Origin of the sequence: Mesorhizobium sp. B2-4-14 (assembly GCF_006442155.1) — a bacterium.
Taxonomy (GTDB): domain Bacteria; phylum Pseudomonadota; class Alphaproteobacteria; order Rhizobiales; family Rhizobiaceae; genus Mesorhizobium.
On record NZ_VFVA01000016.1, the window covers coordinates 73193 to 95343 of the forward strand.

Annotated in this window: 19 protein-coding genes; 10 read left to right on the plus strand and 9 right to left on the minus strand. The window is 64.0% G+C overall.

Translation table 11 applies throughout. The features are described from left to right. Nucleotides 1–108 precede the first annotated feature (108 nt). Nucleotides 109–1806 (plus strand): 30S ribosomal protein S1, encoded by a 1698-nt coding sequence (rpsA, locus tag FJ938_RS16065; RefSeq protein WP_140606777.1) that lies wholly within the window; start codon nt 109–111, stop codon nt 1804–1806. A 106-nt stretch (nt 1807–1912) separates the two neighbouring features. On the opposite strand, the gene FJ938_RS16070 is transcribed toward rpsA, so the two are convergent. The 5 genes from FJ938_RS16070 to FJ938_RS16090 form a co-directional block, all read right to left on the minus strand. Next, nucleotides 1913–2620 (minus strand): SDR family NAD(P)-dependent oxidoreductase, encoded by a 708-nt coding sequence (locus tag FJ938_RS16070; RefSeq protein WP_140695280.1) that lies wholly within the window; start codon nt 2618–2620, stop codon nt 1913–1915. A 129-nt stretch (nt 2621–2749) separates the two neighbouring features. Beyond that, the gene (locus tag FJ938_RS16075; protein WP_181169117.1) at nt 2750–3547 is read right to left on the minus strand and encodes a capsular polysaccharide synthesis protein; all 798 of its coding nucleotides are present in this window, start codon (nt 3545–3547) and stop codon (nt 2750–2752) included. A gap of 229 nt (nt 3548–3776) precedes the next feature. Next, the gene (locus FJ938_RS16080) at nt 3777–5357 is read right to left on the minus strand and encodes a 5-guanidino-2-oxopentanoate decarboxylase (RefSeq protein ID WP_140695284.1); all 1581 of its coding nucleotides are present in this window, start codon (nt 5355–5357) and stop codon (nt 3777–3779) included. After that, on the minus strand, nt 5354–6028 hold the full coding sequence (locus FJ938_RS16085) for a TetR family transcriptional regulator C-terminal domain-containing protein (RefSeq protein WP_140695287.1): 675 nt from the start codon (nt 6026–6028) through the stop codon (nt 5354–5356). Before FJ938_RS16085 ends, FJ938_RS16080 begins: the two co-directional genes overlap by 4 nt. Further along, nucleotides 5998–6870, minus strand: coding sequence for a dimethylarginine dimethylaminohydrolase family protein (locus tag FJ938_RS16090; protein WP_140695289.1), 873 nt, complete (start codon nt 6868–6870; stop codon nt 5998–6000). Before FJ938_RS16090 ends, FJ938_RS16085 begins: the two co-directional genes overlap by 31 nt. Nucleotides 6871–7080: 210 nt before the next feature. Here FJ938_RS16090 and FJ938_RS16095 point away from each other — a divergent pair, with 210 nt between their 5' ends. The 6 genes from FJ938_RS16095 to FJ938_RS16120 all read left to right on the plus strand — a co-directional run bounded on the left by FJ938_RS16095 (nt 7081) and on the right by FJ938_RS16120 (nt 12847). Continuing rightward, nucleotides 7081–7896 carry an ABC transporter ATP-binding protein gene (locus tag FJ938_RS16095; RefSeq protein ID WP_140695291.1) on the plus strand — a complete coding sequence of 272 codons (816 nt, stop codon included), beginning with the start codon at nt 7081–7083 and terminating at the stop codon, nt 7894–7896. A gap of 55 nt (nt 7897–7951) precedes the next feature. Continuing rightward, complete coding sequence (locus FJ938_RS16100) at nt 7952–8749, plus strand: transporter substrate-binding domain-containing protein (RefSeq protein WP_140695293.1); 798 nt, start codon at nt 7952–7954, stop codon at nt 8747–8749. 201 nt (nt 8750–8950) lie between these two features. Continuing rightward, nucleotides 8951–9616, plus strand: coding sequence for an ABC transporter permease (locus FJ938_RS16105; protein WP_140606851.1), 666 nt, complete (start codon nt 8951–8953; stop codon nt 9614–9616). Beyond that, nucleotides 9616–10425 carry an ABC transporter permease gene (locus FJ938_RS16110; RefSeq protein WP_140695295.1) on the plus strand — a complete coding sequence of 270 codons (810 nt, stop codon included), beginning with the start codon at nt 9616–9618 and terminating at the stop codon, nt 10423–10425. The genes FJ938_RS16105 and FJ938_RS16110 overlap by 1 nt, the downstream gene beginning before the upstream one ends. 91 nt (nt 10426–10516) lie before the next feature. Then, nucleotides 10517–11518, plus strand: coding sequence for an Ldh family oxidoreductase (locus tag FJ938_RS16115; protein WP_140695297.1), 1002 nt, complete (start codon nt 10517–10519; stop codon nt 11516–11518). Between the two features lie 351 nt (nt 11519–11869). Continuing rightward, nucleotides 11870–12847 (plus strand): complex I NDUFA9 subunit family protein, encoded by a 978-nt coding sequence (locus tag FJ938_RS16120; protein WP_140695299.1) that lies wholly within the window; start codon nt 11870–11872, stop codon nt 12845–12847. 34 nt (nt 12848–12881) lie between these two features. Here FJ938_RS16120 and FJ938_RS16125 read toward each other — a convergent pair whose 3' ends face one another. Continuing rightward, entirely contained in the window at nt 12882–14255 is a 1374-nt protein-coding gene (locus tag FJ938_RS16125; RefSeq protein ID WP_140695302.1) for a cytochrome P450, read from the minus strand. A gap of 213 nt (nt 14256–14468) precedes the next feature. Here FJ938_RS16125 and FJ938_RS16130 point away from each other — a divergent pair, with 213 nt between their 5' ends. From FJ938_RS16130 to FJ938_RS16140, 3 genes are all read left to right on the plus strand, one after another. Next, entirely contained in the window at nt 14469–15038 is a 570-nt protein-coding gene (locus FJ938_RS16130) for an NADPH-dependent FMN reductase (RefSeq protein WP_140695305.1), read from the plus strand. A gap of 253 nt (nt 15039–15291) precedes the next feature. After that, a complete protein-coding gene (gene gyrB, locus FJ938_RS16135; protein WP_140695308.1) occupies nt 15292–17763 on the plus strand; it encodes a DNA topoisomerase (ATP-hydrolyzing) subunit B in 2472 nt (823 codons plus the stop codon). Between the two features lie 230 nt (nt 17764–17993). Beyond that, nucleotides 17994–18911: a hypothetical protein gene (locus tag FJ938_RS16140; RefSeq protein ID WP_140695311.1), complete on the plus strand. Its 918-nt coding sequence runs from the start codon at nt 17994–17996 to the stop codon at nt 18909–18911. 90 nt (nt 18912–19001) lie between these two features. Here FJ938_RS16140 and FJ938_RS16145 read toward each other — a convergent pair whose 3' ends face one another. The 3 genes from FJ938_RS16145 to FJ938_RS16155 are packed head-to-tail and all read right to left on the minus strand — an operon-like array spanning nt 19002 to nt 22109. Next, nucleotides 19002–20399, minus strand: coding sequence for an NAD(P)(+) transhydrogenase (Re/Si-specific) subunit beta (locus FJ938_RS16145; RefSeq protein WP_140695314.1), 1398 nt, complete (start codon nt 20397–20399; stop codon nt 19002–19004). Between the two features lies 1 nt (nt 20400). Continuing rightward, the gene (locus FJ938_RS16150) at nt 20401–20829 is read right to left on the minus strand and encodes a proton-translocating transhydrogenase family protein (protein WP_171026131.1); all 429 of its coding nucleotides are present in this window, start codon (nt 20827–20829) and stop codon (nt 20401–20403) included. Beyond that, nucleotides 20826–22109: a Re/Si-specific NAD(P)(+) transhydrogenase subunit alpha gene (locus FJ938_RS16155; RefSeq protein ID WP_140695317.1), complete on the minus strand. Its 1284-nt coding sequence runs from the start codon at nt 22107–22109 to the stop codon at nt 20826–20828. Before FJ938_RS16155 ends, FJ938_RS16150 begins: the two co-directional genes overlap by 4 nt. Nucleotides 22110–22151 lie beyond the last annotated feature (42 nt).

A 22151-nucleotide genomic window follows, 5' to 3' on the forward strand; every position in this document is an offset into this window, starting at 1 on the left:
CGCTTGAAAGCGGCCCAGGGCTTTTGAGCCCGGAACGCCGGCAGGCCAACGCAACGCTAACCCACGGCGCCCGTCCCGCTCGAGATACGGGACACTCCAGGAGAAACAATGTCAGCTGCAAACCCCACTCGCGACGATTTCGCGAGCCTGCTCGAAGAATCATTCACCACCGGCCACTCCGGCGAAGGTCAGGTCGTCAAGGGCACGATCACCGCGATCGAAAAGGACATGGCCATCATCGACGTCGGCCTCAAGGTCGAAGGCCGCGTGCCGCTGAAGGAATTCGGCGTCAAGGGCAAGGACACCACCCTCAAGGTCGGTGACACCGTCGAAGTCTATGTCGAGCGCATCGAGAACGCGCTTGGCGAAGCGATGCTGTCGCGTGAGAAGGCCCGCCGCGAAGAGAGCTGGGTCCGTCTCGAAGAGAAGTTCACCAAGGGCGAGCGCGTCGAAGGCGTCATCTTCAACCAGGTCAAGGGCGGCTTCACCGTCGACCTCGACGGCGCCGTGGCCTTCCTGCCGCGCAGCCAGGTCGATATCCGCCCGATCCGCGACGTCTCCCCGCTGATGCACAACCCGCAGCCCTTCGAGATCCTCAAGATGGATCGCCGTCGCGGCAACATCGTGGTGTCGCGCCGTACCGTGCTCGAGGAAAGCCGCGCCGAACAGCGTTCGGAAATCGTGCAGAACCTCGAAGAAGGCCAGGTTGTCGAAGGCGTCGTCAAGAACATCACCGATTACGGTGCGTTCGTCGACCTCGGCGGCATCGACGGCCTGTTGCATGTCACCGACATGGCATGGCGCCGCGTCAACCATCCGACCGAAATCCTCAACATCGGTCAGACGGTCAAGGTGCAGATCATCCGCATCAACCAGGAAACCCACCGCATCTCGCTCGGCATGAAGCAGCTCGAGAGCGATCCGTGGTCCGAGATCGGCACCAAGTTCCCGATCGGCAAGAAGATCAAGGGCACCGTCACCAACATCACCGACTACGGCGCGTTCGTCGAGCTGGAGCCGGGCATCGAGGGCCTTATCCACGTTTCGGAAATGTCGTGGACCAAGAAGAACGTGCATCCCGGCAAGATCCTGTCGACGACCCAGGAAGTCGACGTGGTGGTGCTCGAGGTCGATCCGGCCAAGCGCCGCATCTCGCTCGGCCTCAAGCAGACGCTCGAGAACCCGTGGGAAGCCTTCGCACGCAACCATCCGGTTGGCAGCCAGGTCGAGGGCGAGGTCAAGAACAAGACCGAGTTCGGGCTGTTCATCGGCCTGGAAGGCGACGTGGACGGCATGGTGCATCTCTCCGATCTCGACTGGACCCGTCCGGGCGAGCAGGTCATCGAAGAGTACAATCGCGGCGACATGGTCAAGGCGCAGGTGCTCGACGTCGATATCGACAAGGAGCGCATCTCGCTCGGCATCAAGCAGCTGGCCCGCGACACGGTCGGCGAAGCGGCGACTTCGGGCGAACTGCGCAAGAACGCCGTTGTCACCTGCGAAGTCATCGGCGTCAAGGATGGCGGCCTGGAAGTGCGGCTGGTCGACAGCGGCATCGAGACCTTCATCAAGCGCTCGGACCTCAGCCGCGACCGCGACGAGCAGCGCCCCGAGCGCTTCACCGTCGGCCAGAAGGTCGATGCCCGCGTCATCGCCTTCGACAAGAAGACCCGCAAGCTGCAGGTCTCGATCAAGGCGCTGGAAATCGCCGAGGAGAAGGAAGCGGTCGCCCAGTACGGCTCGACCGACTCCGGCGCTTCGCTGGGTGATATCCTGGGTGCCGCGCTGAAGAAGCAGGGCAACTAAGGCCTTCGCGAAGCGAAGTCCTTCGCTTAGTCCAGAATGACAAAACCCCGCCGGAGCGATCCGGCGGGGTTTTTCTTTGGCAAAAACCGGTTCGGCCGACGCGGAGCTACGCCCGGCGGTAGAGCGGCACCAACGTTCCGCTCATCGCCTGGTTGGCCGGAGAGGCGAGGTAGGCGATAGCTTCAGCGGCCGCTTCGAGGCTGACCCATTTGGTGAAATCGGCATCCGGCATGTCGGCACGGTTTGCCGGTGTGTCGAGCGTCGAGGGCGCCACGGCATTGACCAGTATGCCCTTGTGCTTCAATTCCTCGGCCATCGCCACGGTCATCGCGGCAACCGCCGCCTTGCTGGCGGTGTAGGCGACCATGCCCGCGCCCCGGCGAGGCTCCAATGCCGCCCGCGCGGCGACATTGACGATGCGGCCGGCCATGCCTGACGCCAGCATCGAACGCACCGCCGCCCGGCTGCACAGGAAGGTGGTGCGAGCATTGGTGTCCATCATCTCGGCGAAGGAGGCGGATTCGATCTTTTCCACCGGCGCCATCGCGAAGCCGCCCGCCAGATGGACAGATGCCCACAGGGCCGGCACCTGGCTGTAGAACGCCTCGACCTTGGCGGAATCCGAGAGGTCGACATTGTGCGCCAGCTTGACGTTATGATGCGTGGTGAAGGGGAAGTGCGAAGGCGCCGCTGCATGCGCGTTCGGCACGTGGCAGATCGCGCCCTGTTCCAGCAGCCTGCCAACCACCGCACCTCCAAGCGCGCCGGTCCCGCCGGTCACGACGATATGCCTGCCTTCAAGTGTTTCCGTCATCCTGGACCGCTCCTGTCATTTTCTTGTAATTATGTCGCTTGTTTTGCCGCGCCGACGCGAAGCGTCGCGCCTTTCGGGCGATCACTCAATTGATATCTCGACATGGCAGCCGTCGCGTCTTTGCATGCGTCAGGACGCCGGCCAGCCCGAAACGATCGCGTCCCACAGCAGATGCTCACCGACGGCTGGGCGCTGCTCGTGATGCGTGAGCTTGTGCAGCCAGAAACCATCGAAAAGCCCGCGATGCCTGGCCTCCTCGAACGGCTCGAAGAGCCGCCATTGCAATTCGTGCCGCCGGTCCGCGCCGACCTGCGGCATGCGCAGGAAGTCGCGCCGCAACGGGCGGTGCAGCAGGAGCGAGGCCTCGAAGTGGTACGGGAACATGAAGTAGTCGTGCAGGGCGTCGTACTTCCGCCAGTAGTCGGCGAGGCCGTGCAGCACCGTCTCGACCAGCGGGTGCCCCTTGCGGGCATGAATGAACCAGGTTTCCACAAGCCGCGGATGGCGATTGGTCTCGCGCAGAATGTAGAAATCCTCGCGCTCGATTTCGGGCGGCACCGGCTGCCGAAGCAGGACGGTGGCATCGAGCCATGTTCCTCCGTGCCGGGAGAGCAGGCTCAGGCGAATGAAATTGGAGAAATGCTGGCTGTTCATCAGCCCGTGCCGCCGCTTGTCCCAGACATGGCCGGGCAAATCGATATGGGCTTCCACGGTCTTGTCGTCGAGCACGACAAGGTCGCGCGAACCCTTGGGGCGCGCGACCGAGCGCAGGCATGCCCTGACCAGTGGCGGGGCATGGTCGGCGCCTTGCGCCCAGTATTGCCAGATCGGACCGAGGCCGCCCGTCGGCGTGCTGGCGGAGGACCAATGCGAATGGTCGACCGCCACACGCCGGGCGCGCCGCTTCTTCTTTCGCGCGAGCGTCATGCAAAGCTTCGCCGCGGTCTTCCTCACGGGCCAAGGCAGCTCAGGCGAGGATGCCGCCCCACGCAATGGTGCGAGATGAGGAAATGTCAGCGGATCGCGAAAGGACGCCTGTTCCTTGAAAAATGACATGGCCGGCCGATGGTTGAGACACGCCTTTAGAGCGGTTCAGCGTTTGTTAGAATCGCTGACCCGCTCCAGCTCTCTGTTTCTACGCTGACGCAGCCAATACTCAGTCGACCGAGATTTCGATGACGCGCGGCAGTCCCGTTGCCCGGGCGTGCTTCAGCGCCTGCGGCAAGGCGTCGATATTTCCCAGCCGTTCGGCACCGATGCCATAGGCCTCGGCCAGCTTGCAGAAATCCGGCGGCGCCGGCGACACGCCGACGGGTTCCACGCCGACATCGAGCATCGAGGTCTCGATCTCACGATAGCCTCTGTTGTTCCAGACCACGAAGATGACCGGCGCCTGGGCGTCGAGCGCCGCACCAAGTTCGGGCAGCGTGAACTGGAACCCGCCGTCGCCAGTCAGGCAGACAATTGGCGCATCGGGCATGGCAAGGGCTGCGCCGATCGCGGCCGGTGGGCCATAACCAAGCGCGCCGAAGCCGGTGGCGGCGTTGAACCAGCCGCCCGGGCGATCGTGATCGTAGTAGAGGTTGGCGGCATAGATCGGCTGCGTCGAGTCGCCGACGACGATCGCGCCCGGCAAGGCGTCACGGATCATTTCCACGGCATGCACCTGCGCCACATAGGCGGGGCTCAGCTCGGCAAAAGCCGCCTTCCGTGCCTCGGCTGCGCGCCCCTCGCCGTCCGGCGCGGCAGTATGAGCGGCGCCGATCGCGGTGAGCAGGGCCTCGATCGCCTCGGCACAATCAGCCTGGATGGCGACCGTCACCAGACGGCGCGCAAGCTGGTCGGCGCCGATGTCGATGCGGATCAGATTGGAAGGCAGCACAAAGCCGCCATCGCCATAGCCGTCATAATCGGTCGGGCCGAACTCCGTGCCGGCGGCAATCACCAGATCGGCCTCGGCCATCAGTGCACGAACCGCCTTCAGGCTGGGACTTGCCGGCACGCAGAGCGGATGGCGGTGCAGCAGGCCACGCGCATTCGTGGTCTCCACCACCGGCGCGCCCAGTCTTTCGGCCAGGCGTTGCAGCGCCGCCTCGGCCCGCTTGGCGCCGCCGCCGGCCAGGATCAGCGGGCGGCGCGCGGCGGCGATGAGTTTGGCCGCGCTGGCAATTGCCTCGCCGTCCGGAGCAGGCGGCGCCGCATTGCTCAGCAGTGCAGCGATGTCGTCCGCCGGCTTGACCATGACATCGGTCGGGATCTCGATATGCACCGGGCCTGGTCGCGACGATGAAAACAGGGCGAAGGCCTGGGCCAACGCGCCCGGCAATTCGCTGGCCTCGGTGACGCGCTGCGACAAAAGCGCCACCTTCTCCATCATGCCGCGCTGATCTGGCAGTTCGTGCAGGAAGCCAAGCCCCTTGCCCAGCGTCGGCATGGCATTGACACCCGAGATGACCAGCATCGGCACCGAATCGGCGCGCGCCTGGCCCATGGCGGTAAGGGTGTTGGTCAAGCCCGGGCCGGTGATGACGAAGGCGACACCCGGCCTGCCGCTGGCGCGGGCATAGCCGTCGGCCATGAAGCCGGCGCCCTGTTCGTGGCGCGGCGTGACATGGCGGATTTTCGAGCGCGCCAGCCCACGGTAGAGCTCGACCGTGTGGACGCCTGGAATGCCGAAGACCGTGTCGACGCCATGGGCTTCAAGCAGCGTGATGAGGGCTTCGCCGAGTGTGGTCATTGGTTTTCTTCCCTTTCCGGCGCGAGGCCGAGCTCGGCCTCGATAGATTTGATGCCGATCGTCGCCAATTCGCCAGGCGAGAACATTTCGCCAGCCAGGCAGCCTTCCACCCAGAGCCCGTCGATGATCGCGTTAATCGCAATGGCGTGATGGCGCAGTTGGCTTGCGTCCGGCTCGCGCTGTTCGGCGGCGAGCACCTCGGCCACGACGGCTTCCACCTCGTTGCGAAAGCCAAGGTAACCTTCGCGGTGGGCGCGAGCCAGGCTCGGGTCCGAGCCGGCGCGGCCGATGAAGGTTGCCCAGAGCGAAAACACCCGCGCATCGATGATTGGCGCATTGAGGTTGGCTGTGACGAAAGCCGCAAGGCGTTTACGCGGCGAGGCATCTTCCATGACCAACGCCGCTTTCGCCTGCTCGGTCATGCGGCCCATCAGCGCTGCATAGGCTTCCTGCAGCAATTCTTCCTTACCGGGGAAATAGTGCCGGATCAGCCCGGCGGTGACGCCGGCGCGCAATGCGATGGTGCGCAAGGTGGCGCCCTCCAAGCCGTGTTCCGCCACGCTATTCAGGGTCGCTTCGATCAAATCCTGCCGCCGTCGCTCCTCACCCTCGCGACGGAACTTGCGGCGGGACGGCGCATTCATTGGCGCAGGATCGGCCGCGTCAGGCATGTCGGCCCGCCTTCGCAGGCGATGCAGAGTGCATCCGCCTCGAAGATTTCTACGGTGCAGCCGGCTGCCTCCATGGCGGCTTTGGTCTTGGGAAAGCCTGCAACGGCAATGACCTTGTGCGGGCTGGTCGGCAGCACGTTCAGGCTGAGGCCGTTGGAGGCGGCAAACTCTCCGGCATCACCCTCGACCAGCCGGATGCCGCGCGCCTTCAGCATTTGATAGAAGGCGGCCGGCAAAAGCGGTGAATAGACCAGTGCGAGATCGTCGGCCAGCGGGCTGATCACCGACATCAGATGCAGGCACACCTCTTCCCCTTGCCACAGCGGCAGGTCAAAGCCGTAGACTGAAATGCCCAGCGGCGTCAGCAGGTTGGAAACCTGCTGGATGCCTTCCTGGTTGGAGCGAGCACCGCGCCCGATCGCCAGCGTGCGGGCATCCACCCATACACAATCACCGCCTTCGACCTGGCCGGGAGCCTCGACGCGGCCGAGGATCGGAATGCCCAGTCTTCCGTAGGTTTCCTCATGCAGCGAGGGCTCGCTGGCGCGCAAGGGCTTGCCCATGGACAGAATAAGCGCGCCGCGGTCGGTCATCAGCGATGGGTCGTGCGTGAACACCGAATCCGAAAGGCCATCGGCCTTGTCCTCGATCCATTCGATTTCAGCGCCGGAAGCCGCCACCAGTTCAGCAAGGACGACGTGCTGCAATGCCGCTTTTGCCGGATTGAATCCCGGGCCATAGTGCCAGGCAGCCCCGTCGGCGTTGCGCATGGCGTTGGCTGCCGACCGCATCAGAACGCGTCGCAGCGGCGCCGCCATGGACTGTGATCCGAAAGCGTTCATCGAAGCCCTTTTAGCTGAAAAAAATCGAGAAAATTTCATGGAGCGCTATTTATACACTTGCACAACAAGCTCGCAAGTGCCGTAATGAGCGGGATTGACGGGCTCGCGCTGTTGGGTCCATGCTGAGGTCTAGAGCGGGGCAGTACAGCGTATGTTGATTAGCCGGATAGACGTTCGACAAATTGTCGTCGACCAGATGAAGGTCACCCGGTGAGCGCGGTGAGAGCTGCCGCAATCTCATCCGGCGAGGTGCTTGATGGCGCCGCTGAAGCTATCCATGTCGAGAACCTGCACAAGAAGTTCGGTGAACTGCATGTGCTCAAGGGCGTGTCGCTGTCGGCACGCGACGGCGAGGTGATCGCCATCATCGGCGGTTCCGGCTCGGGCAAATCGACGCTGCTGCGCTGCATCAACTGCCTGGAAAACCCGACCAGCGGCATCATTCGCGTCAATGGCGAGCAGATCAAGCTGAAGGCGGACAGCCATGGCCACACCGTTCCGGCCGACCGCAAGCAGATCGAGCGCATCCGCTCCAAGCTCGGCATGGTGTTCCAGAACTTCAATCTGTGGAGCCACATGACGCTGATCGAGAACGTCATCGAGGTTCCGGTGCATGTGCTGGGGGTCAAGCGAGACGAAGCGATCTCACAGGCCGAAAAACTGCTGGCGCGCGTCGGGCTCGCCGAAAAGCGCGACGTCTATCCGGCCTATCTGTCGGGCGGCCAGCAGCAGCGCGCCGCGATCGCCCGCGCTCTGGCCATCAATCCGCGCGTCATGCTGTTCGACGAGCCGACCTCGGCGCTCGACCCGGAACTGGTCGGCGAGGTGCTGAAGGTGATCGGCGACCTGGCGCGCGAAGGCCGCACCATGGTGCTGGTCACCCACGAGATGAAGTTCGCCCGCGAGGTCGCGACCCATGTCGTCTACCTCTACAACGGGCTGGTCGAGGAAGAAGGCCCGCCGGAGCAGATCTTCGGCGCGCCGAAATCCGAAAGGCTCAAGCAGTTCATCCGCAACATCGGCTAGGAAAAGCCGGGACGGAAGAAAACCGGGAACCAACAACAAACTGGGAGTTGTGAAAATGAAGACTGTTCTGAAGACATTCGCCGCGGCGCTGCTGCTCGGCGTCGCCGCCATGGGCGTGGCCAAGGCCGATCCGGTCAAGATCGGCGTCGCCGCAGAGCCCTATCCGCCCTTCACCTCGCCGGATGCCTCGGGCAAATGGGTGGGCTGGGAGATCGACTTCATCGACGCCGTATGCGCAGAGGAGAAGCTTGACTGTGTCATCACGCCGGTCGCCTGGGACGGCATCATCCCGGCGCTGACCACCAAGAAGATCGACCTCATCGTCTCCTCGATGTCGATCACCGACGAACGCAAGAAGACGATCGACTTCTCGGACAAGTATTACAACACGCCGACGGCGATCATCGGACCGAAGGAGCAGAAATTCGGCGCCACGCCGGACGACCTCAAGGGCAAGGTGCTCGGCGTTCAGGTGTCGACCGTGCACGCCGTCTACGCCAAGAAACACTTCGGCGGCACGGCTTCCGAGATCAAGGAATACCAGACCCAGGACGAAGCCAACAATGACCTTGCCGCGGGCCGCCTCGACGCGGTGCAGGCCGATTCCATCGCGCTCGGCGAATTCCTCAAATCCGACCAGGGCAAGGCCTGCTGCGACCTGAAGGGCATGGTGGCTCCGGACGATGAAGTGCTCGGACCGGGCGTCGGCGCCGGCGTGCGCAAGGAAGACACCGACCTGAAGGAAAAGATCAACGCCGGCATCAAGGCGATCCGCAGCAACGGCAAGTATGACGAAATCTCGAAAAAATATTTCAATTTCGACATTTACGGCGGCTCGCCACAGTCGAACTAAAGACCCTCGCACGGGCCGGAGGGCATGACCGAAGAGTCATGCCCTCCGCCCTACTTTTCCCACGCATACCGTCGGCCGCTGGCGCCGACGGATAGAGCCAGCACTCCGGGGGCGAAGCTGATCGACGCGTTTCTTCCGGCCTCGGCGGCCGGTATCATCGAACTCCTCTCGCCCGCGCCCGTCGGCTGGGGCGGAACACTCATGCTCGGGCTGCTGCATTCGCTCGAGATCGCCGTCGGCGCCACTTGCGTTGGACTTTTGATCGGCATCTGTGGCGCGTATGGCAAGCTCTATGGCGGCCCGGTGGTGCGCGATCTGCTGGCCGTCTATACGACCATCGTGCGCGCCGTGCCCGAACTGGTGCTGATCCTGCTGCTCTACTACGCCGGCACCGACCTGATAAACCAGGTGCTGACGGCGATGGGCTATCAGCGGATAGACATCAGCGGACTGGTGGCCGGCATCGCCGTGCTCGGCTTCGTCCAGGGCGCCTATTCGACCGAGGTGATGCGCGGCGCCATCCTCGCCATTCCGCAGGGCCAGATCGAAGCCGCGCGCGCCTACGGCATGTCTCCCGGTCTTCTGCTGCGGCGCATCACACTGCCGGCGATGCTGCCTTTCGCCATACCCGGCCTTGCCAATCTGTGGCTGATCGCCACCAAGGACACCGCTCTGCTGGCCGTCGTCGGCTTCTTCGAGCTGACACTGGCGACGCGGCAGGCGGCGGGCGTGACCAAGGCCTATCTGATATTCTATCTCGCGGCAGGTGTGCTCTATCTGGCGGTATCGCTGTTCTCGAACCTGATGCTTGGCCGCCTCGAGGCCTGGTCGAGGCGTGGCATGCCTTCGGTCAAGGACGCGCGTTGATGGCCAGCGAAGCAACCGTCATCAACATGGTGGCGCGCACATCGCTGTGGCTGCAGCCGCATCGCATCGTGCTGATCCTGGTCGCGCTGGGGCTGGTGCTGTCGGCTGTCTTCTTCATGCGCTGGGACTGGTTGCCGCAATATTATGAGATGGGCTTGATCGGCATCTGGCGCTCGCTGTGGATCCTGGCCGTTACCTGCGCGCTCGGCTTCCTGATCGCCGTACCGGTCGGGTTGGCGCAGGCCGCCGGCTCGCTCTGGTTCTCGGCACCCGCCAAGGTCTTCTGCACCATCATTCGTGGCACGCCGCTGCTTCTGCAATTGTGGCTGCTCTACTACGGGTTGGGCTCGCTGTTTCCGCAATATCCGTGGATTCGCGAGTCCTGGATGTGGCCTTATCTCAGGCAGGCATGGCCCTATGGCGTGCTGGCGTTGACGCTGTCCTTTGCCGGTTACGAGGGCGAAGTGATGCGCGGTGCCTTTGCCGGGGTGCCCAAGGGCCAGTTGGAAGCCGCCCGCGCGTTCGGCATGAGCCGCTGGAAGATCTTCCGGCGCATCTGGCTGCCGCAGGCCTTCTACAGGGCGCTGCCGACTCTGACCGGCGAAACCGTGCTGCAGTTGAAGTCGACGCCGCTGGTTGCGACCATCAGCGTGATCGACATATTCGCCGTCTCGTCGAAGGTGCGGCAGGACACCTACCTCACCTATGAACCCTTGCTTCTCCTGGCGTTGATCTACATGACGATCACCGGCATCCTCGTCTTCACCTTCGGCAGGATCGAAGCGCGGATTCCGAACAAGATCGGCTAGGTTTAGTGAGTATTCAGTAGTCAGGAGTGGCAGCTGGCCACTTCTATCCTTATCACCACTGACTACTCACCACTCACCAGAGGCAACGACGATGCAACTCAGTCTCGACCAGGCAACAGGATTGTGCCGGATGGCGGCGCTCGGCGCCGGCGCCAACGAAGAAGCCGCGCAATCGCTCGCGGCGTCCATCGTCGCTGCCGAGGCGGAAGGACTTGCAAGCGTCGGCCTGACGCATTTCATCGATTATCTCGAAGCGATCGAGGCCGGCCGCATCGACGGCAATGCCGATCCGGTCATCACCAGGCCGGCGCTGGCCGTTTATCTCTCCGACGCGCGTGGCGGATTGGCGCATACGGGCTTCGACCGCACGATCGACGATCTTGCCAAGGCGGCACGACTGTTCGGTGTCGCCATCTTTTCGCAGAAGAACGCCTATACATGCGGCGCGCTCGGCTACTTCACCGGCCGGCTGGCCGCACAGGGACTGGTATCGTTCGCGGCCACCAACGGCCCGGCCGTGCTTGCTGGTTCGGGTTCGGTCAAGCCGGTCTATTGCACCAATCCGATGTCGTTTGCCGCGCCCGCGGCCGATGGCGCGCCGCTGGTCATCGACCAGTCGTCGAGCGCCACCGCCTTCGTCAACATCCGCAAGGCGGCCGAAGACGGCAAGAAAATCCCTGAAGGCTGGGCGCTGGACGCCAGCGGCAACCCGACCACCGATCCGGCCGCCGCCATGAAGGGCGCCATGCTGGCCTTTGGCGGCCAGCGCGGCGCCAACATCGCGCTGATGGTCGAAGTGCTGGCGGCAGGCCTGTCGGGCGCCAACTGGTCGCTCGACGCGCCATGGTTCAGCGGCGGCCCGGACAGTCCCGGAACCGGCCTGTTCGTGCTTGCCGTCGAGCCGAAGCTGCTCGATCCGGATTTCGAACAGCGGATGAAGGGCCAGCTCGACCGTCTTCGCCGCCGCTACGGCGTGCATGTGCCGGGGCGGGCCCGGGCCGAAGCGGCCGAGAAGGCACAGGCACGCGGCATCACCGCGCCCAAGACGGTGATACAGCGCATTTCCGAATTCGCCGAGCGCTACTCGGCCTGAAATCGACGAATTTCCGCGCCTCGGTGAACCTTTCTATCCGTTGTGACCACAGATGTCTGTCCGGGTCGGGTTTGCCCGGTCGGTGCCTTCAGGTCGAATGTCTCCAGGGCTGGGGCCGGCGTGCTTGCTTCACGCCGTCTTGATGCCGTCTCAGGTCAGGCCGCCTCGTTGGACCCTGTTTTCGGCGCGAACGTCACCCGGAAAACCCCGCTTCGGCGGGGTTTTCTGCGTTCCTGGAATTGCTCGAAAAACAAGGGGGACAGCGACGACGCGTCGCCCTTTGCCTTTGGCGCAAAACGGACTATGAAACGGCTTCAGCCAAGCCATCTGGAAAGTGCGCCGGAGCCCGCCATGACAGAAATCCTGCAGACCCCAAAGCTCGTCGTCGTCTTCGGCGGGTCAGGTTTTGTCGGCCGCCATGTCGTGCGGGCGCTGGCCAAGCACGGCTATCGTATCCGGGTCGCCTGCCGGCGGCCCGATCTTGCCGGCCACCTACAGCCGCTCGGCAATGTCGGCCAGATCCAGCCGGTGCAGGCCAATGTGCGCGTGCGCTGGTCGGTCGACCGCGCCGTGCAAGGTGCCGACCATGTCGTCAACCTCGTCGCCATCCTGCATGAAAGCGGCCGCCAGAAATTCTCCGCCGTGCATGAGTTCGGCGCCCGCGCCATTGCCGAGGCCGCGCGCTCCGTCGGCGCCGGGTTCACCCATATTTCGGCGCTTGGCGCCGATGCGAACTCCGAATCGAACTACGCGCGCACCAAGGCACTTGGCGAGAAGGCCGTGCTGGAGACGATCAACGACGCCGTGATCTTCCGGCCGTCGATCAATTTCGGGCCGGAAGACAGTTTCTTCAACCGCTTTGCCGGCATGGCGCGCTATTCGCCGGTGCTGCCGCTGATCGGCGGCGGCCGGACCAAGTTCCAGCCGGTCTATGTCGGCGACGTCGCCGAAGCGGTGGCGCGCTCGGTCGACGGCAAGGTCGATGGTGGCCATATCTACGAGCTTGGCGGCCCCAATGTGCTCACCTTCAAGGAATGCATGCAGGAGCTGCTCACCGTGATCGAGCGCAGACGCCTGCTGATGCCCGTGCCGTGGTGGGTGGCCAACATCCAGGCTTCGATCCTCGGCCTCTTGCCTAATCCGCTGCTGACCAAGGACCAGGTGATGCAGTTGCGCGAGCACAACGTCGTTTCGGAAGCCGCGGCCAGGGCCAACCGGACATTGGTGGGGCTTGGCATCCAGCCGCAATCGATCGCGACGATCCTGCCGAGTTATCTCTGGCGCTTCCGCGCCGCCGGCCAGTTCCAGCAACGCAGGCCCGCCGTATAATTCCGGAGAGGTCCTACCTCTCAATGACGGCCTCTCAATGACGGCGAGGCGTCACCTGCATCGGCAGCCCGCCTTGCGGTTGCGTCGTCAGTTTCTGCACCGGCCAGGGCTTGGTCTCGGCCGTGGTATCGAAGCGGAAGCGTGACAAGAGGATGGCGAGCGCGATGATCGCCTCCTGCATGGCGAAACTGGCGCCGATGCAGACGCGCGGCCCCGCGCCAAACGGCAGATACTGGAAGCGATCGATCTTTTCACGGTTTCCCGGGTGGAAACGCTCGGGCAGGAAGGCATCGGGCCGGTCCCAAAGCTTCCTGTGACGATGGACGACCCAGGGCATGACCAGCACGGCCGCATGTTTGGGGATGTAAAGCTCCTTCCACATCTCCGGCACGATCGGCTCGCGGTTGATGGAAGGCGCCGGCGGATAGAGCCTGAGCGCCTCGTCGAAGGCGGCGCGTGTCAACGGCATGGCATCGAGCCACTTCGTCGGATCGGATTCGCGCGCCAGCATCTGGTCGATCTCCTGCTCGACCCGGTCGCGTTCCCATGGCGATTCGGCGAGGCAATAAAGCGTCCAGCCAAGCGCGCGCGCGGTCGTCTCATGGCCGGCGCCGATGAAGGTGATGATGTTGTCCTCGACTTCCGAGCGCGTCAGCCCCTCCGGGCCCTCGGCCTTGAGCAGCAGAGTCAGGAAATCCTGCGGCGCGGCATCGGGATCGCGCCTGACCTTCTCTTCGCGCATCTTGACCGTGTCGGTGACGATCTTGCGGAAATAGGCCATGGTCTTGCGGCCGCGGATGCGGGTCAGCCGGGGCAGCCAGTCGGGCGCGCGCAGCAGGTCGAGGGGGTCGACGCGTCCCATGGTCTCGAACAGGCGGTCGATCTCATTGGCAAAACTGCCCGGCTCTCCTGATATCTCGCCGGAGAACAGCGTCTCGGCCAGGATGTCATAGGTGAGCAGCGTCATGTCATGGGCGATATCGGACGTGCCGCCCGCTTCGTAGCGCGTGACGAACTCCAGCGTGCGCTTGAGCATCGGCTGAGCGAAGCCGAAGATGTGGCGTGGCGTGAACACGGGCGCCATCGCCTTGCGCGACCGCCTCCAGACCTCGCCCTCGGTGGTCAGCAGGCCATCACGCAGGATCGGCCGCAGGATCTTCTGGCGCACCGTGGCCATCCTGTAGTTCTTGGCATTGTCGACCAGCACGTGGCGGATGAGACCGGGATCGTTGGCAATGACCAGCGGTCCGCCGACGCCGTTCACCGAAATCCACGGTTCGTTGTAGGTCGGCTCGCCCCACAGTTCGAGCGGATTGCGGTAGACGATGCGGATCATCTCCAGCGTCGAAGGCGGCGACGTGCGCGGCTTCGGCGCGGGAGGAACGAAGGGGGCCGGCTGAGTGTCCATGAAAGGGCTCCGCTATCGCCGTTAATGTAGTGACTGGCAATCCGGGCGTCCATGTGACTGAACGGTGGACCGAACCACGACGGCAGGAGACGCGAAGGCAGACTGTCCATTCATCCGATCGTGACCATTCCGGCAACGGTCTGACCTTGTCCGCCTGAACGCTCTGCCGTAGGGACAGTCACCAACAGATACCACCAAGCTAAGGAGCCCGCCTTGAAGCACCAGTTGAACATCGTCATCGGCAGCACGCGACCCGGTCGCGCCGGCCCGGTTTTTGCCGAGTGGCTGGAGGCATTCGCGCGCGAGCACGGGAAATTCGCGCCGGTTCTGACCGACATTGCCGCGTTCAAATTGCCGGTGCTGGATGAGCCGCATCATCCGAGGCTTGGCAACTACCAGAACGACCACACCAAGGCCTGGTCGAAGGCGATCGACGCCGCCGACGCCTTTGTCTTCGTCGCGCCGGAATACAATTATTTCGCGGCACCCGCGATCGTCAACGCGATCGACTACCTGGCGCGTGAATGGAAATACAAGCCTGCCGCCATTTTCAGCTATGGCGGCGTCTCCGGCGGCCTGCGCGCGGCGCAGGCCCTGAAGCCGCTGCTGACGTCGGTTGGCATCATGCCCATCCCGGAAGGCGTCGCGCTGCCGATGTACCAGAAACTGCTTGATGAGGACGGCGCCTTCAACGCCAGTGAACAGGTGGCTGGCGGCACCAGGACGATGCTGGACGAGCTGCTGCGCTGGAGCGAGGCGCTGAAACCGATGCGCGCTGGCTGACCTGACGCTGGATCCCGACCGGGCCGGGCGGCGTGCGCCGCGCTACAAGTTCACGATCACGTTTCTCAGGGACCGTGTGGCCAGGCGAAATAGAGCCCGGCGGGAGCCGGTCCCGCACGGCCGGCCCATCCCGGGGAAATGCCCGCAAACCTTGGAAAAACCGCCTTTAGCGCCTATATCTAAGCTATATCAGACGCGCGATTCGGGGGCAGTTTTTCCCGTTGCACTAGCGGCCTCTAGACAACAGGTTTTCATGAGCGACCAGACTGAGAACGCCAACGGCGCTGCAGCCGAATACGGCGCCGATTCCATCAAGGTTTTGAAGGGCTTGGACGCCGTCCGCAAACGTCCCGGCATGTATATTGGCGACACCGACGACGGTTCGGGCCTGCACCACATGGTTTATGAGGTGGTGGACAACGCCATCGACGAGGCGCTGGCCGGCCATGCCGACCTGGTTTCGGTAACGCTCAATCCCGACGGTTCGGTCACCGTGATCGACAATGGCCGCGGCATTCCCACCGATATCCACCCCAGCGAGGGCATTTCGGCGGCCGAAGTGATCATGACGCAGCTGCATGCCGGCGGTAAATTCGACCAGAATTCCTACAAGGTGTCGGGCGGCCTGCACGGCGTCGGCGTCTCGGTGGTCAACGCGCTGTCGGCCTGGCTGAAGCTCAGAATCCGCCGCAACGGCCAGATCTATGAGATGAGCTTCACACACGGCAATGCCGACGCGCCGCTGAAGGCGACCGGCAGCTACGAACAGGACAAGCGCCCTGGCACCAATGAGGGCCGCAGCGGCAGCGAGATCACGTTCTTTCCGTCGGCCGAGACCTTCACGATGGTCGAGTTCGACTTCGGCACGCTGGAGCATCGGCTGCGCGAGCTCGCCTTCCTCAATTCGGGCGTGCGCATCGTTCTGACCGATGCCCGCCATGCCGACATCGTGCGCCATGAACTGCATTATGATGGTGGCCTTGAGGAATTCGTCAAATATCTCGACCGGGTCAAGAAACCGCTGATCGAGAAGCCGATCGCCATCCGGGCCGAGCGCGACGGCATCACCGTCGAAGTGGCGATGTGGTGGAACGACAGCTACCACGAAAACGTGCTGGCCTTCACCAACAACATCCCACAGCGCGACGGCGGCACCCATCTCGCCGGCTTCCGCGGCGCGCTGACGCGTCAGATCACCGGCTATGGCGAATCCTCGGGCCTGACCAAGAAGGAAAAGGTCTCGCTGATCGGCGATGATTGCCGCGAAGGCCTGACGGCCGTGCTGTCGGTCAAGGTTCCCGATCCGAAATTCTCCTCGCAGACCAAGGACAAGCTGGTTTCCTCGGAAGTCCGCCCAGTGGTCGAAGGACTGGTCAACGAGGCGCTGGGCACCTGGCTGGAGGAGCATCCGACCGAGGGTAAGGTGGTGGTCGAGAAGGTGATCCAGGCCGCGGCGGCGCGCGAAGCCGCGCGCAAGGCCCGCGACATCACCCGCAAGACCTCGCTGGGCGTCACCTCCCTGCCCGGCAAGCTGGCCGACTGCCAGGAGCGCGACCCCGCAAAATCGGAAATCTTCATCGTCGAGGGTGACTCGGCGGGCGGCTCGGCCAAGGGCGGCCGCTCGCGCCAGAACCAGGCCATCCTGCCCCTGCGCGGCAAGATCCTCAATGTCGAGCGCGCGCGCTTCGATCGTATGCTGAGCTCCGACATGATCGGCACGCTGATCACCGCGCTCGGTACCTCGATCGGCAAGGACGAGTTCAACGCCGACAAGCTGCGCTATCACAAGATCATCCTGATGACCGACGCCGACGTCGACGGCGCCCATATCAGGACCTTGCTGCTCACCTTCTTCTTCCGGCAGATGCCGGAGCTGATCGAGCGCGGCCATCTCTACATCGCCCAACCGCCGCTCTACAAAGTGACGCGCGGGAAGAGCTCGCAATACATCAAGAATGAGAGCGCCTTCGAGGAATTCCTGATCGATTCAGGCCTGGAGGAAGCCTCGCTTACGCTCGGCTCGGCCGAGGTGCGGACCGGGCAGGATCTGCACGGTGCCGTCGACGACGCGCTGGCAGTGCGCCAGCTCATCAACGGCCTGCACACGCGCTACAACCGCAACGTCGTCGAGCAGGCGGCGATCGCCGGCGGCCTCAACCCCGAAATCTTCAATGACCTTGCCCGCGCCAACGCCATGGCGGAGCGGATCGCACAACGTCTCGACATCATCGCCGAGGACACGGAGCGCGGCTGGACCGGCCGCATGTCGACCTCCAATGAGGGCAGCGGCGGCTATGTGTTCGAACGCACGGTGCGCAGCGTCAAGGAATACGCCCATCTCGACATGGCGCTGATCAATTCGGCCGACGCCCGCCAGCTCGACCGCTACGCGCAGCGTCTCAGCGAAGTCTATGGGACGCCGCCGGTGCTGCGCCGCAAGGATGTCGCCGAAACCGTTTCGGGGCCGCTGGCGCTGCTCAACGCGGTCTTTGCGACAGGCCGCAAGGGACTGACCATGCAGCGCTACAAGGGTCTCGGCGAGATGAATGCCGAGCAGCTCTGGGAGACCACGCTCGACCCGAATGTTCGCTCGCTGCTGCAGGTCAAGGTCAGCGACGCGACGGACGCCGACAGCCTGTTCTCGCGCCTGATGGGCGACGAAGTCGAGCCTAGACGTGAATTCATCCAGGACAACGCGCTGTCGGTGGCCAACCTGGATATCTAGAACCCATCCTTGTCTTTTAAGATCGGCGCACCAGGTGCGCCGATCCTCTCTCGGACGCCAACCAAACATTTCATAAGCCACTGGAACGGAAGACCATCCGGGACATTGTGACACCATCGATCACGATTTCTCAGGAGGCATTCATGGGTCGCGGCATTCTGCTCTGGTTGCTTGGGGTTCCTATCCCGATCATCATCCTCATCATGCTGTTCGCGCGATAGGGGGCCGTCATGCAGTCCACCCTGTCGGCTGTCGATGTTCCCGTTTCAACCGAATCCTCCGCCTCGGCGATCAGCTGGGGTCCGATCATCGCCGGTGCTTTCGCGGCATCGACGTTGAGCTTCATGTTGATGCTGCTCGGCTCCGGGCTGGGGCTGACCATGGTTTCGCCTTGGTCTGGCTCAGGCGCCTCGATCACCACTTTCGCGGTCTCGAGCGCAATCTGGCTGGTCGTGGTGCAATGGCTGTCATCGGGTGTCGGCGGCTATCTCGCGGGACGGATGCGCACCAAATGGGTCGATATCCACACGGACGAGGTGTTCTTTCGTGACACCGCACACGGATTCCTGGCCTGGGCACTGGCAACGCTGCTCGTCGTCGGGGTGCTCGGCTCGGCGCTGACATCGATACTGGGCTCGGGCGTGCAGGCAGCGTCGACGGTGGTATCGGGTGCCGCGATGGGTGCATCGGCCGGCGCCGCCGGCAATGCCGGCTCGGCATCCGCCGACAATGCGACCTCCTATTTCGTGGATTCGCTGTTCCGCCCGGCCGATCCGAGCAAGCTCGCCGCCACCAATCCGCAAAACGACGCGGCCGCCGCATCGCAGGCGTCGCGCATCCTGATCGCCAGCGCCGCGGCGGGCGAAATTTCGGCCGACGACAAAACCTACCTGTCGCAGCTGGTCGCGGCCCGCACCGGCCTGTCCGAGGCCGACGCCAAGGCAAGGGTCGATGCGATCCTGGCGAAGGCCCAGGACGCCAAGGTCAAGGCCAAGCAGGCGGCGGACACCGCCAGGAAGGCAAGTGCCACCTTCGCGCTTCTGGGAGCGTTGTCGCTGGTTGTCGGCGCCTTCATCGCCAGCGCTGCGGCGGCTTTGGGCGGCAGGCAGCGCGACGAAGAGGAAGCGGTTTTCCTGACCAGCCGCTGAGCATCCATTCTCAACCTAGACAAGAGAAAAGCCCGGCGTCGAGCCGGGCTTTTCTTGGATATGGTTGTGGCTCTCGCCGTTCGCCTGAGATCAGTGATCCATGGCCTTGACGATCTCTTCTGTCATCTTCTTGGCGTCGCCGAGCAGCATCATGGTGCCGTCCTTGTAGAACAGCGTGTTGTCGATGCCGGCATAGCCGGAGCCGAGCGAGCGCTTGACGAACAGACAGGTGCGCGCCTTGTCGACATCAAGGATCGGCATGCCGTAGATGGGCGACGACTTGTCGTCGCGCGCGGACGGGTTGGTGACGTCGTTGGCGCCGATGACATAGGCGACGTCAGCCTGCGCGAATTCGGAGTTGATATCCTCCAATTCGAACACCTCGTCGTAAGGCACGTTGGCCTCGGCGAGCAGCACGTTCATGTGGCCGGGCATGCGGCCGGCGACCGGGTGGATGGCGTATTTGACGTCGACGCCATTGGCCTTGAGCTTGTCGGCCATTTCACGCAGCGCGTGCTGCGCCTGTGCGACCGCCATGCCGTAGCCGGGCACGATGATCACCTTCTGCGCGTTCATCATCAGGTAGGCGGCGTCGTCGGCCGAACCCTGCTTGACCGTGCGCTCGATGCCGTCGTCAGCTGCCGCCGCCGTCTCGCCGCCGAAGCCGCCGAGGATGACCGAGATAAAGGACCGGTTCATGCCCTTGCACATGATGTAGGACAGGATCGCGCCGGACGAACCGACCAGCGCACCGGTGATGATCAGCGCCAGATTGCCCAGCGTAAAGCCGAGCGCCGCAGCGGCCCAGCCCGAGTAAGAATTCAGCATCGACACGACGACGGGCATGTCGGCGCCGCCGATCGGGATGATCAGCAGCACGCCCAGTACCAGCGAGGCGGCGACGATCAGCCAGAAGACCAGCTTCGATTCCGTGGTGACCAGAAGCACGATCAGCACGATCAGCGCAACGCCGAGTGCGGCGTTGATGAAATGGCGGCCGCCGATCATGATCGGCTTGCCGGACATGCGGCCATCGAGCTTGAGGAAGGCGATGACCGAGCCCGTGAAGGTGATGGCGCCGATCGCTACACCCAGGCTCATCTCGACCAGCGCCTGGGCATGGATGTCGCCCGCGGTGCCGATGCCGAAGCTTTCCGGTGCATAAATCGCCGCGGCCGCCACCATGACGGCGGCGAGGCCGACGAGCGAGTGGAAGGCGGCGACCAGCTGCGGCATCGAGGTCATGGCGATGCGGCGCGCGGTAACGGCGCCGACGCCGCCGCCAATGGCGAGGCCGAGCACGATGAGGCCAAAACGGCCGGCGGAAGGGGTTGCCAGCGCCAGCGTGGTGGCGATGGCGATGCCCATGCCGATCATGCCGTAGAGGTTGCCCTGGCGGCTGGTGGTCGGGTGCGACAAGCCGCGCAGCGCCAGAATGAACAGGATGCCTGAGACCAGATAGAGGAAGGAAGCGAGATTGACGGTCACGTCACTTGTCCTTCTTCTTGTACATGGCCAGCATGCGCTGGGTGACGAGGAAGCCGCCGAAGATGTTGACCGAGACCAGCATCAGCGCGACGAAGCCGAAACCGGCGGCAACGCCGGAAGCGGCGATGCCGACAGCAAGCAGCGCGCCGACGACGATGACCGACGAGATGGCATTGGTGACAGCCATCAGCGGCGTGTGCAGCGCCGGCGTCACCGACCAGACGACGTAGTAGCCGACGAAGATCGCCAGCACGAAGATGGCGAAGCGGAAGACGAAGGGGTCGATGGCGCCGCCGGAGAGTGCGTGCGCGGCATTACCCGCCGCATCGGCGCCGCCTGGAGCGTTTGCCAGGTTCTGCACCGCCAGTCGGACGGCAGCACTTGCCTGATCGAGCTGGTCGAGGGCTTTTTGCAGGGTCTGATCCATCACGCTGTGCCTTTCGACTTGGGCGACTTGGATGCGGGCGACTTGGACGCGGTGGTTTTCCCGGGTGCGGACTTTTTCGGCGATGCCGAAGCGTCGGCGACCATGGTCGTGGCGGGGATCGCGGCCGGCTCGACATAAGGCTGCTGGTCGGCCTTGGCGAAGGCCGGATGGACCACCTTGCCGCCGTCGGTCAGCATCGTTGCCTTGACCAGTTCATCGTCGCGTTTGATGGCGAGCGTCTTGCTCGTCTTGTCGACAAGCGTCTCGAGGAAGGCGAACAGGTTCCTGGCATAGAGCAGCGAGGCGGAGGCGGCGACGCGGCCGGGCACATTGAGGTGGCCGACGATCTTGACCCCGTTGGCCGTGGTCACCACCTTGCCGGCTTCGGCGCCCTCGACATTGCCGCCGCGCTCGACGGCGAGATCGACGAGCACCGAGCCCGGCTTCATCGAGGCGACCATCGCCGCCGACACCAGCTTCGGCGCCGGCCGGCCGGGGATAAGCGCGGTGGTGATGACGATGTCCTGCTTGGCGATGTGCTCGGCGGTGAGCGCGGCCTGCTTGGCCTGGTATTCCTTGGACATTTCCTTGGCATAGCCGCCGGCGGTTTCGGCGGCCTTGAACTCGTCGTCCTCGACGGCCAGGAATTTTGCGCCGAGCGATGCGACCTGTTCCTTGGCGGCGGGGCGCACGTCGGTGGCGGTGACGACCGCACCGAGGCGGCGCGCGGTGGCGATCGCCTGCAGGCCGGCGACGCCGACGCCCATGATGAAGACTTTCGCCGCCGGCACCGTGCCTGCCGCCGTCATCATCATCGGCAAGGCGCGATCATATTCCGAGGCGCCGTCGATCACCGCCTGGTAGCCGGCAAGATTGGCCTGCGAGGACAAAACGTCCATCGATTGCGCCCGGGTGATGCGCGGCATGAACTCCATCGAGAAGGCGGTGACGCCGGCCCTGGCCAGGGCGGCGACAGCGGCATCATTGCCGTAGGGATCCATGATGGCGATGACGGCGGAGCCGGATTTGTAGCTCTTCAGCTCGGCATCCGTCGGCCGGCGAACCTTCAGCACGACATCGGCCCTGGCGACATCCTCGGCCTTGCCGACGCCAGCCCCTGCCTTGGCAAACTCTTCGTCGGGGATGCGCGACCTGGTACCGGCGCCGGTTTCGACAATCACATCGAAGCCCAGCCCCGCCAGCCGTTTCACCGTATCGGGCGAGGCCGCGACACGCGGCTCGTTCGCATCGAGCTCACGAGGGATGAAAACCGTCTGTCCCACCGCATGATCCTTTCGGCTGGAACCTGTCTGCGCAAACTGTCG